9 protein-coding genes are annotated in these 12420 nt (G+C 41.5%); all 9 read right to left on the bottom strand.

Features of this window, described 5'->3' with window-relative positions; genetic code table 11:
* Nucleotides 1–87: 87 nt before the first annotated feature.
* On the bottom strand, nucleotides 88–1407 hold the full coding sequence (locus RBATCC27255_RS01720; RefSeq protein WP_101028460.1) for an AI-2E family transporter: 1320 nt from the start codon (nucleotides 1405–1407) through the stop codon (nucleotides 88–90).
* Nucleotides 1408–1419: 12 nt separating this feature from the next.
* Entirely contained in the window at nucleotides 1420–5778 is a 4359-nt protein-coding gene (locus RBATCC27255_RS01715) for a PolC-type DNA polymerase III (RefSeq protein WP_101028459.1), read from the bottom strand.
* A gap of 52 nt (nucleotides 5779–5830) precedes the next feature.
* A complete protein-coding gene (gene ispG, locus RBATCC27255_RS01710; protein ID WP_101028458.1) occupies nucleotides 5831–6874 on the bottom strand; it encodes a flavodoxin-dependent (E)-4-hydroxy-3-methylbut-2-enyl-diphosphate synthase in 1044 nt (347 codons plus the stop codon).
* A 19-nt stretch (nucleotides 6875–6893) separates the two neighbouring features.
* On the bottom strand, nucleotides 6894–8279 hold the full coding sequence (gene rseP, locus RBATCC27255_RS01705) for an RIP metalloprotease RseP (RefSeq protein WP_101028457.1): 1386 nt from the start codon (nucleotides 8277–8279) through the stop codon (nucleotides 6894–6896).
* A 67-nt stretch (nucleotides 8280–8346) separates the two neighbouring features.
* Nucleotides 8347–9492 (bottom strand): 1-deoxy-D-xylulose-5-phosphate reductoisomerase, encoded by a 1146-nt coding sequence (locus tag RBATCC27255_RS01700; protein ID WP_101028456.1) that lies wholly within the window; start codon nucleotides 9490–9492, stop codon nucleotides 8347–8349.
* Between the two features lie 6 nt (nucleotides 9493–9498).
* Nucleotides 9499–10329, bottom strand: coding sequence for a phosphatidate cytidylyltransferase (locus RBATCC27255_RS01695; protein ID WP_101028455.1), 831 nt, complete (start codon nucleotides 10327–10329; stop codon nucleotides 9499–9501).
* Nucleotides 10330–10345: 16 nt separating this feature from the next.
* The gene (locus tag RBATCC27255_RS01690; RefSeq protein ID WP_101028454.1) at nucleotides 10346–11092 is read right to left on the bottom strand and encodes an isoprenyl transferase; all 747 of its coding nucleotides are present in this window, start codon (nucleotides 11090–11092) and stop codon (nucleotides 10346–10348) included.
* A 1-nt stretch (nucleotide 11093) separates the two neighbouring features.
* On the bottom strand, nucleotides 11094–11648 hold the full coding sequence (gene frr, locus RBATCC27255_RS01685) for a ribosome recycling factor (RefSeq protein WP_101028453.1): 555 nt from the start codon (nucleotides 11646–11648) through the stop codon (nucleotides 11094–11096).
* A 57-nt stretch (nucleotides 11649–11705) separates the two neighbouring features.
* Entirely contained in the window at nucleotides 11706–12419 is a 714-nt protein-coding gene (pyrH, locus tag RBATCC27255_RS01680) for a UMP kinase (RefSeq protein WP_101028452.1), read from the bottom strand.
* Nucleotide 12420: the final 1 nt, after the last annotated feature.

Raw genomic sequence — 12420 nt, 5'->3', positions numbered from 1 at the left:
AAACGCTTTAGTGTGTTAATACGGTAATATATTAACACACTAAACTTGATTTGTCAACACCAATAAGATAAAACGGGAAATTTTCAGTTATTCATCTGAATTTTCCAAAGAATCGTCTTCGCCGTTTGTTTTGGTTCGGTTGATGAATTTCATAATTTTTTCTCTATGCTGCATTTCTTTTTCTTCACGAAGCTTTTTCTGCTCTGCGGCAATTTTGGTGTAGTTAAGCACCTCGAAATCAAGTGCTTCCTGAGCAATTTTGCCCTTTGATTCAATTCTGTTTTTAACTCTCTTGCCGACAAGAGCATAGATTACGGCATAAATCGGCGTTCCGAGAATAAGTCCGAGCACACCGAACATTCCTCCGCCAACGATAACGCTGAACAGTACCCAGAAGCTTGAAAGACCGACCTGACTGCCGATAATCTTCGGCTTGAAAAGGTTGCCGTCAAGCTGTTGGATAATTACGATAATGATTACAAAAATAATCATATCAATAGGATCAATCAGGAAAAGGATAAACGCACTCGGAATTGCGCCGATAAACGGACCGAAGAACGGAATGATATTTGTTACACCTATAAGCACAGCTATAAGCGGAGCATAAGGTAATTGAAAAATTGACATTGTGATGAATGTAAGGATTCCGAGAAAAGCGGCGTCAATAATATCGCCAACGAGAAAACGACCGCATTTTGTATCTGTAATATCAATTATTTCATAGATTTTCGGGAGATACTTTATCGGAATAAAAGCAACCGCAAGTTTTTTTATTTGATAACAAAGGGTTTCCTTTGCTGCAAGAAAGTAAACGGAAATAACGATTCCGAGCAGGAAGTTATACACACCGTTACACATTGACATAATGGCGTTGAACACAGCATTTGTTGAATTTCCGAGGAAGCTTGTGATATTACCTGCTGAAATAAAGTTAGTGATATACTTAAAAAAGTTATTTATTACTTCGCTTGCGTCAATTTCCATACTGAATGTATGGTTAATCCAATGAACAACTGTCTTTGTCATATCCGAAAGAACTCCGCCGTATTGCGGCAGGCTGTTGATAAGACTGAACAGGCTGGCTGCAATTTGAGGAACTACAATAGATATGATGATTACAAAAATTGCCACAACAATTGCGTATGTTATGATAAGTGCAAGGGGTTTTCTGAAGTTAGCAAGAAATTTACGCTTTCGCCCCATCCGACCGAAAACTTTTGTGTAGAAAAATTTGTAGGGGTAGTTGAGAATATAGGCAAAAAGAAATCCGATTGCAAACGGAGTAATTATGCCTGTTATCCAACCGAGAGCCGACCACAAAACATTCATATTGTCTTTTACAAGTAAAAGAAATACCGTAAATGAAATGCAAATCAGCAGAGTTTTTAGCGAAAGCAGTTTTTTCATTTAAACAACTCCTTAAAATAACGACATCTGTGAGCTTTCCGGCAAATCATTGAGGACTCCGACGTCTTTCAGCGTTTCAATAACAGCCTTTGTAACCTTTGTTTTTATCTGCATATCTTCAATAGAAAGATACTCTGTATGCTTGCCTGTTTCGGCAAGTGAATCTGCAGCGGCACCGCCTACACCCGGTAACGATGAAAACGGAAGCCTGATTTTACCGTCCTCCACCTTGAACATTTTTGCCTCGGATTTATAGATATCAACAGGAAGAAATTCAATTTTTCTTGCCATCATTTCGTTGACAATCTGCAAGGTCTGATACTCTGCTTCATCCTTGGCGGTTGCTTCATGAACACTTTGCTTTTGCTTTATGTTGTTCATCTTGTCACGGACAGCCTTGTGTCCCTGCATGGCAATTGCACCGTCAAGATTTTCACTTCGTACGGTAAAATATGCAGCATAGTACTCAACGGGCTTATGAACCTTGTACCAGCCGAGTCTGAGCGTAGCAATCATATAAGCCGCGGCATGAGCTTTCGGGAACATATACTTAATTTTCATACACGAATCAATGTACCATTCCGGAACATTGTGTTCACGCATAGCCTTGAAGTGTTCTTCTGTAAGAAGTTTTGTTGCGTTACCTTTACGGACAATCTCCATTATTTTGAATGCCATGCCGGGCTCAAGACCTTTGTGCATGAGATAGGTCATAATCGAGTCACGAGTACCGATTACTTCCGAAATTGTGCAGGTACCGTTATGAATAAGCTCCTGAGCGTTACCGAGCCATACATCGGTACCGTGCGAAAGACCGGCAATCTGCAAAAGGTCGGTAAAGGTTTTGGGCTGTGCCTCAACAAGCATTCCTCTTACGAAAGCCGTACCGCATTCAGGAAGGCTGAATGTACCGGTTTTTGAGTCGATATCCTCCTCAGTAACTCCGAGTGCTTTCGGGGAAGTAAACAGCGACATAACCTCGGGATCGCTCATTGAAACCTTCATTACGGGGATACCTGTGTAGAGTTCAAGATAATGATAGATTGTCGGAACATCGTGTCCAAGCTCATCAAGTTTTGTGATTGTATCATGAATTGAATGGAAGTCGAAGTGAGTTGTAATGTTATCTGAGTTCACATCGTTTGCAGGATGCTGAACAGGGCAGAAATCGTAAACATCGTTTGTTCTCGGCACAACAACCATACCGCCGGGGTGCTGACCTGTGGTTCTCTTAACACCCGTACAGCCGATTGCAAGACGCTTTTCCTCAGCCTTGTGCATTACAAGACCTCGTTCCTGTGCGTACTTTTTTACAAAACCAAGGGCTGTTTTTTCGGCTACGGTAGAAATTGTTCCCGCTTTGAACACATTGTTTTTGCCGAAGAGCTCTTCCGTGTAACGGTGGGATTTTGACTGATACTCACCGCTGAAATTAAGGTCGATATCAGGCACTTTGTCGCCTTTAAAGCCAAGGAATGTTTCAAACGGAATTTCGTGGCCGTCCTGATCCATAAGAGTACCGCATTCGGGACAGTTTTTTGGCGGCATATCAAAGCCTGAGCCGTAACTGCCGTCTGTGATAAACTCACTGTGTTTACAGTTTGGGCATACATAGTGCGGGCAAAGCGGATTAACCTCAGAAATACCCGACATAGTAGCCACGAACGATGAACCTACAGATCCTCTTGAACCGACAAGATAGCCGTGTGCTTCACTGTCTGCAACAAGCTTTTGAGCAGTCATATAAAGCACGGAGAATCCGTAGGTTGTTATTGAATTAAGCTCCTTGTCAAGTCTTGCCTTTACGATTTCAGGCAATGGATCACCGTATTTCTCTTTTGCTCTTTTCCATGTAATGTCAATAAGCTGTTCTTGCGCACCCTCAATGTTAGGCGGAAATGTTCCCTTTGGAATAGGTCTGATATATTCGCACATATCGGCAATTTTGTTTGGGTTCTCCACAACATACTCATATGCTTTATCTTTTCCGAGCCACTCAAATTCCTTTAGCATTTCGGCGGTTGTTCTGAAATAAAGCGGAGCTTGCTGATCAGCATCCTTATATCCCTGACCTGCCATAAGAATTTTTCTGAATTCAGAGTCAGTAGGATCCATAAAATGAACATCGCAGGTTGCGCATACCGGTTTGCCGAGTTCTTTAGCAAGCCTAATAATTGTGGAGTCGATTTTGTGAAGCTCGTCAACAGAATCAAATCTGCCGTCACGAATCATAAAGCTGTTGTTGCCTGCAGGCTGAATTTCAAGATAATCATAGAATGATGCAATCTGCTTGAGTTCGCCCCACGGCTTGCCATCAAGAATTGCCATGTAAAGCTGACCTGCACAACAAGCAGAACCGATAATGAGTCCATCTCGGTACTTTACAAGCTCGCTTTTGGGGATTCTCGGCTTTTTATAGAAATAATTAAGATGACTGTAAGAAATAAGTCTGTATAGATTTTTTAGACCGGTTTTATTCTTTACAAGAATAATTTGATGATAGGTTGGGAGCTTTTTAAAATCTCCGCCTGCTATCTTTGTGTTAATGTCATTGGTTTTTGTTATGCCGAAATCATCTGTAAGCCGTCGGCAAAGGGTTATAAAAATTTTTGCGAGCATTTCGGCATCGTCGGTTGCTCTGTGGTGATTGAACTCACCAAGTCTTAAAAATTTTGCAACGGTGTCAAGCTTGCAGTTCTTTATATCGGTGAGAATTGCTCTTGAAATTGCAACCGTATCAATTGAAGTGTAGTTATACTCCCTTCCCATATCTTCACAGGCTTTTGCAATGAATGATGTATCAAACGGTGCGTTGTGTGCAACAAGAACATTATCACCGGCAAACTCCAAAAATGCACTGACAGCCTCGCTCTGTGAAGGAGCGTCCTTTACCATTTCATCGGTAATTCCTGTAAGCTGAGTAATTTTCTGCGGAATCGGCATTTCGGGATTCACAAAAGTTGAGAATTTATCGGTAATTATACCGTTTTCAACCTTTACTGCGCCGATTTCGGTAATCTTGTCACGGGCGGCTGAAAGACCTGTTGTTTCTATATCAAAGCAGATGAATGTGCCGTCAAAACCTGTGTCGGCATCACCTTTTACGGACTCTACAAGGTCATCCATAAAGTATGCCTCAACACCGTAGATGACTTTTATTTTTTCTTCGTCCTTATTGATTTTGTCTGCGGCCTTCATTGCGTCGGGGAACGCCTGTGCGACACCGTGGTCTGTAATCGCAACTGCCTTGTGTCCCCACTGATAAGCACGGTTTACAAGGTCACCTGCCGATGTCACGGCGTCCATCTGTGACATATTTGTATGCATATGAAGCTCAACACGCTTTTTCTCGGCATTATCAACCACCTTGACTTTTTGGGCAGTGCCGACCGAGCGGGCGTTGACAACAAGCTCACCTGCGTATTTATCGTATTCAACATCGCCCTGAACAACAATTGTGTCGCCCTTTTTGATGTTGTCAATTACGGCTGATTCTTTAATTGAATTGAATATCTTAGCGGTTGTTGAACCTGTGTAATCGGTTATGTCGATAGTGAAAATATTTTTGTCACCGCTTTTAGTAACTTTCTTTTCAATATCAAATACATCGCCCCATACAACGATTCTTCCCGAATCACCTGAAATTGATGAAATGGGAATCATCTTTCCTCTAATCGACCTTCCGTATAAAGGACGGATTGAGGATTGAACAATCTGAGGAGTTGAGAATTTACCCTCACGAATTTCAATTTCGGCAGTAGTGTTTTCAGCGTGTATTTCTTCTCTTTGTTTTGCAGTTTCAGCCTCTTCCTGATAGAATTCAGCAGCTTTTTGAAGATTTTCCCGATTGATTTTCTCCTGAGCGTTCTGAATTGCCGCTTTGTATTCTTCGTTGTTTTCTTCAACCTCAAATGTACCTGTATAAATTACGGAAATGTGAAGGTTAAACTCTTCGTAAATCTGCTTTACAAGTGCCTTATCAAAACCTTTACTGTCAAGAAGTGTTTTTCCGCCGTTGAGAAGATTGATTGTCAGAGTATTGTTTTCAAACTTAACCTCGGCATTGTTGAGAGTTCCGTTAATGCTTGGAATATCTCGCCTTACAGCTGCGTAGAGCTGGGGAAAATAATCGGCAGAAAACAACTCTGTCGGAAAATGCGGCTTGATTACGGCGTGGTATGCAAGAACCTTTGTGATGCTTTTTTCGGCTTCAAAAAGCAAATCACGACCGATAAGTTCGCTGAAATTAACTGACAAAATTATTAAACGGGATTGTTTATTGATGTCAAGTTGTGTCAATTCTCCCTTTGAAGCCTGTTGCGGCAGATTTATGCCAAACTGGGAGGAAAAGACTTCTCCTAATGTTTTCATATATTTCCTTCTGCTTTTATCGTAGCAAAGCCCTATCCGTCCGTCTGACGGATTATAATTTTTCTACCTCTTCCATAAGTGCGTCAACGAGTTTTTCTTCGGGGACTTTACGGATGATTTCACCTTTTTTAAATACAAGACCGCAGCCTTCACCGCCTGCGATGCCGATATCAGCTTCTCTTGCTTCTCCCGGACCGTTTACAACGCAGCCCATTACCGCTACTTTGATATTCTTTTTACAGGTTCTGAGCTTATCTTCAACCTCGTTTGCAATCTTCACAAGGTCAATTCTTGTTCTTCCGCAAGTCGGACATGAAACGAATTGAACTCCGTCTTTCTCAATGTCAAGAGCCCTGAGAATATCATGAGCGGCATAAACTTCCTTTACAGGATCGGCTGTGAGGGAAACCCTGATTGTATCGCCTATACCGTGAAGAAGCAATGCACCGATTCCGGCAGAAGATTTGATAATACCCATTCTTTCCGTTCCTGCCTCTGTAACCCCGAGGTGGAGCGGATAGTCACACCTTTCTGCGGCAAGCTCATAGGCTTTAATCATAGTAGAAACGGTTGAACTTTTCATTGAAAGAACAATATCGTTGAAATCAAATTTTTCAAGAAGTGATGCATGGTACAAGGCACTGTCGCACAGAGCCTCGGGTGTGGGATGACCGTATTTTGCAAGTATTTCTTTTTCGAGCGAACCTGAATTAACGCCGATTCTTATCGGAATGCCACGCTGTTTGCAGGCATCGGCAACTGCTTTTACTCTGTCATCGGAACCGATGTTGCCCGGGTTTATTCGTATTTTATCAACTCCCGCAGCACAAGCCTCAAGAGCCAGCCTGTAGTCAAAATGGATATCGGCTACAATTGGGACGCTTACAGCCTCTTTGAGGGCAGGAATAAGCTTTACTGCATCTTTATTAGGAATGGCGGCACGAATGATTTCGCAGCCTGCCGCTTCAAGCTGTTTTGCCTGTCTTACAGAACCCTCAATATCGGTTGAGGGAATATTGAGCATTGACTGAACGCTTACTTTAGCACCGCCGCCGATTTTTACATTGCCGGCAGTTACCTGAATTTTACTTCCCATAAGGTTTTCCTCCGTTTATCTACATACCGGGAAAAGTTCCCGTTACAAGTTGGAATACATCTTTTACCGAAATAATAAGCATAAATGCAAGCAGCAGTACAAGTCCTGCCGTATTTACAACCTGCTCTGCTTTTCTCGGAATCGGCTTTTTGAATATCCATTCAATCAGCAAAAACAGGAATCTTCCGCCGTCAAGAGCAGGAAACGGAAGCATATTAACAATTCCGAGGTTTACCGTTATGAGTATCATTACAAACAAAATGTTATTAACCGCGTCTGCAAAACCTGTTTCAAGACCCATGGATGCAACCTGAGTTACCGCAGTTGCGATACCGACAGGACCTGACATATCATTGAAGCCGAATTTTCCCTGTACAAGCCATACAAGCGAAGTCCACACAGTTTTTGCCATTGAGCAGGTTTCTGTAAATGTTTCAGTAAGAACCGTGCCGACATTTTTTTCAATAGGCTCAACCGCAAAGTCAAAAGCAACGGTTGGTTTGTTCTTCTTTTCGGCATCGTCATCGGCATAATAGGTGAAGAACTGTACATTTTCAAGCGTTATTTCTTTGCCGTCACGGACAACCTTTACATCAGCCATAAATCTCGGTCTTGATGTAGTTGTGTCTATTTCGGGTGTTTTATACTTTGACATATCATATGATTTGTCAAGCGCATAAATTGACTTACAAGCTTCGTCAAGAAGCTTTTCAGCCTCTTCTTTGCTTGCAGCCTTATTTATCCTTGAACAACCCTCTGAGAGAGCGTTGTAGTATTTTTGAAGTTCATCTTGTGAAAGGGATTTGTCATTGGCGTATTTATTGTACACTCCGCAGGCGGCAGATGTCGCTCTTTCTTTGTACACTTCAAGTGTGCTGCCTTCTACAGTTTCATACGGAAGTGTTGAGATTGCAAACTGCAAATCTCTTGAATTCCAAATTGAATAACCGTTCACTTCGACAATCTTATCCCCCGTCTGCAAGCCTGTATTGGCTGTGAACGCATTAGGCTGAAACTGAGATACGGTTGTAGAGCTGAAGCTGTCAGCCTGAACGGTAAAGGCAAACATCATAACAAAACCGAGAAGAATATTCATAACCGCACCTGCGATTATGATAATCATTCTCTTCCATACTTTTGCATTATTAAACGCGGCTTTTTCTTCGCTGTCCTCATCCTCGCCCTCCATGGCACAGTAACCGCCTATCGGAAAAAGACGAAGCGAGTACCTTGTTTCACCTTTTACAAAACTGATTATTTTCGGTCCCATACCGAGTGCAAACTCATTTACCTTTACACCCGAAAGCTTTGCGGTAATAAAATGACCAAATTCATGAGAAAAAATTATAAGCTCAAAAAGTAATATTCCTATTACAATGAGAGCCGCAACTGTTAAAATTTGCATTAAAATAAATCAACTCCAAAATATTCATTGCTGCCGCAAAGACAGCAATGAAAAATATTACCGCAAATTATAGCATAGAGAGTACATACTCTCTTGCAAGTTTATCCGCCTTCAATACATCATCAACGCATGTAGGCTCAAAATTGTCTATGTTATCAATTGCACCCATAACAAGGTCGCCGATTTCAAGAAAAGTGATTTTACCCTCTCTGAAAAGTCGGTTAGCCTCCTCATTAGCACCGTTTGCAACAGCTGTTGCAACACCTCCGAGCGAAAGAGCCTTTTTGCAGGCTCTAAGGCACTTGAAGGTTTCATAATCGGGTTCAAAAAAAGTCATTTTGCCGATTTGAGCAAGACTTAATTCGCCGACAGGTGATTCATATCTTTCGGGATATGTAATTGCGTACTGAATCGGGATTCTCATATCGGGAAGTCCCAGCTGTGCAATTACGGAATTATCTACATACTCAATAAGAGAATGTATTATGCTTTCACGGTGTACAACAACATCAATGTTTTCCGGCTGTACATCAAAAAGCCACCTTGCCTCAATTATTTCAAGTCCCTTGTTCATCATTGTAGCAGAGTCGATGGTTATTTTTGCACCCATACTCCAATTTGGATGATTAAGAGCTTCTTTAACTTTTACATTCTTTAACTCTTCGGTTGTTTTTCCGAAGAAAGGACCGCCTGAAGCTGTAAGAATGAGCTTTTTAAGCATTTTTTTCTCAGGCATACCCTGTAAGCACTGAAAAATGGCTGAATGTTCGCTGTCAACGGGAAGAAGCTTTACACCGTTCTTCTTTACCGCATCACATACAAGCTTACCGCCTGTTACAAGCGTTTCTTTGTTTGCAAAAGCAATATCTTTTTTAGCATTTGCCGCTGCAAGTGTGGGCTTTAAGCCTACCATTCCGACAACCGAATTTACAACAAGGTCGGCATTCTCAAGCGTTGCCGCCTCAATAAGTCCGTTCATACCGCTTAAAACACGGGTGCTTGTATCTTTTATATTGTCTTTTAATTCTTTGGCTTTTTCTTCATCAAAAACTACTGCAAGTTCAGGCTTATACTTTCGTACCTGATCTTCAAGAAGTTTTATGTTTGTTGACGCAGTAAGTGCAGAAACCTTTAAATTGAGTTTATCTGCAACATCAAGCGTTTGTGTTCCGATTGAGCCTGTTGATCCAAGGATGGAAAGTGAATTTATCATTTTAGTTTACCCCACTGTTATGAAAGGTATGAATTGATTGATTGCAACAAGAACGGGTGCAGTAAATATTATGCTGTCGAACCTGTCGAGCATTCCGCCGTGACCGGGAAAAATTGAGCCGTAGTCCTTAATCCCGTAGCTTCTTTTGATAAGAGAAAAACTCAAATCGCCGAGAATTGATACAGGAGCGTCAATTACACCGAGAAGAATCAATGCCCAGAAGTTGATGTTGGCGTCAGGCATAACCCAAAAACTAAATATAAGACCGATGATTACAGCTGTAAGGTCACAAAAAAGTATTCCGCCGATTGCACCCTCAACAGTCTTTTTAGGACTGATTTTCGGGCAAAGCTTGTGCTTGCCGAACGATGCTCCGATAAAGAAGCCGCCTGCGTCTGCCATCCACGGTAATGCGAAAATACATATATAGCAGAAAGTAATTGATACAGATGATGCACAGGCAATCGGGATGGCACTCATTCCAAAAGAAATTAAAAAAGTTCCGAACACTGAATATGCAACATCGGCATAGTTTGTCTTTTCGTGTTTGAAAATCATTACTGCAAAGGCTGTTAATATGAATACAAAAATCAAAATATACAGAAACTTTGTTGTAACCAAAATCGAAAGCAGGAAAGAAAAAACTATACAAGGTATGGAAAGGTGAAACTTATAAAGCATCTTCCTTGCGTGCAGATACTCACCTGTCATAAATGCCGAAAATGCTCCTATGACTATGCCTGTAAACGGGAGCCAAAGTTCCGATACAAACAGAACAATCAGCAGTAGTGGTATTCCTATTACGGCTGTCAGCAGCCGAGGCTTGAGGGATTTCATTTTATATCAACTCTCATCAAACTCCGCCATATCTTCTGTTTCTGGAGGAGTATATTTTTAATGCTTCGTCAAGGTCTGATTTCTGAAAATCAGGCCATAATTTGTTCATTATTACAAATTCCGTATAAGCAGACTGCCACAAAAGGAAATTTGAAATTCTGTATTCACCGCTCGGTCTGATAATAAGATCCGGATCGGGCTGACCTGCGGTGTAAAGATAATTTGAAAAGAGATTTTCTGTTATGTCGTCGGAAGAAATTTTGCCGATTTTGACATCCTCAGAAATATTTTTAACAGCTCTGACAATTTCGTCACGACTGCCGTAATTCATAGCAATATTAAGAACCATACCGTCACGGTCTTTTGAACTCTCTTCGTTTTCAATCATAAGCTCACGAAGTTCATCGTTAAATCCTGACTTATCACCGATGAATTTTACCACAATACTGTCGTCTTTAAAATCTTCAAGTGCTTCATTGAGGTATGATTTAAAAAGCGACATAAGTGACTCAACCTCATCCTGCGGTCTTTTCCAGTTTTCGGTTGAAAAAGCATATACGGTAAGGTACTTTATTCCGATATCGGAACAGTATCTTGTTATGGTTCTGAAAGTTTTTGCACCCTGACGGTGACCTGCCTTTCTCGGAAGTCCTCTTTTTTTTGCCCAACGGCCGTTGCCGTCCATAATAATTCCGATATGTGAAGGCAGATTGAGGTCTGTAACCCCAATCTGCTCATCTTTTTTCTTTGAGAAAAAAGCCATATTACATCTCCAAAATTTCTTTCTGCTTTACTGCAGAAACGCTCTCAACTTCTTTGACATACTTATCTGTAAGATCCTGAGCTTTCTTTTCGCCCTGCTTGAGATCGTCCTCTGTAAGCTCGCCGTCCTTCTTCATAGCTTTAAGCTTGTCGATAAGTTCACGGCGTACATTACGAATTTGAACCTTGGTTTCTTCGGCAATTTTCTGAACATCTTTTACAATTTCTTTTCTTCTGTCCTCTGTGAGCGGTGGAAAGATAAGACGGATAATCTTACCGTCATTTTGCGGATTGATACCGATGTCTGAAGTCTGTATAGCCTTTTCAATCTGTCTTAATACAGACGCATCCCATGGCTGAATTGTAAGAGTTCTTGCCTCTGTAACAGATACTGCGGCAAGCTGATTTACGGGTGTGGGTGCGCCGTAGTAGTCAACCTTTACTTTATCAAGAACAGCGGGATTTGCTCTGCCTGCTCTGATTTCCGAAAATTCCCTGCGCATATGTTCAAGGCGTCTGTCCATGGTTTCGCCGGCTTTTTTTAACTGTGTCTGCATATTTATGCCTCCTGTATAATAATTATTGTTAAAAAGTCAGTAAAATAATCAATTGAATTAGTCGTTAGCTGTTACGATAGTACCGATATTTTCACCGCAAACAGCTTTGTATATGTTTTCAGGGTCATCAATGCTGAATACAAGGATAGGCAGATTGTTGTCCTTACAAAGAGATGCAGCTGTGCTATCCATAACAGCAAGATCCTTATTGAGAACCTCATGAAATGAAATTGTGTCATATTTCTTAGCGTTTGGATTTTTCTTAGGATCGCTGTCATAAACGCCGTCAACCATAGTAGCTTTCATAACAATGTCTGCCTCAATTTCAGCTGCACGGAGAGCCGCTGCTGTGTCTGTGCTGAAGAACGGGTTGCCTGTTCCGCAGCCGAACACTACTACTCTTCCCTTTTGAAGGTGAAGAACAGCCTTGTTTCTGATATACGGCTCAGCAATCTGATGCATAGCGATAGCTGTCTGAACACGAACATTAACACCAAGCTGTTCAAGTGCGTCACAAACACCGAGCGCATTGATTGTTGTTGCAAGCATACCCATATGGTCGGCTCTTGTTCTGTCCATTTCACCTGAGCTTCTGCCACGCCAGAAGTTGCCTCCGCCTACTACTATGCCGACTTCTACTCCTGCGTCAACACATTCTTTGATTGGCTTACAGATTTTGAGAACAGTTTCAAAATCAATGCCATGTTTCATTTCACCTGCAAGCGATTCGCCTGAAAGTTTTAATAATACTCTTTTATATTTCGGCTTCATA

It is taken from the genome of Ruminococcus bromii, from assembly GCF_002834225.1.
Classification (GTDB): Bacteria; Bacillota; Clostridia; order Oscillospirales; family Acutalibacteraceae; genus Ruminococcoides; species Ruminococcoides bromii.
Note: the sequence above shows the minus strand (reverse complement) of the source record. Positions and strands in the feature narration are given on the sequence as shown.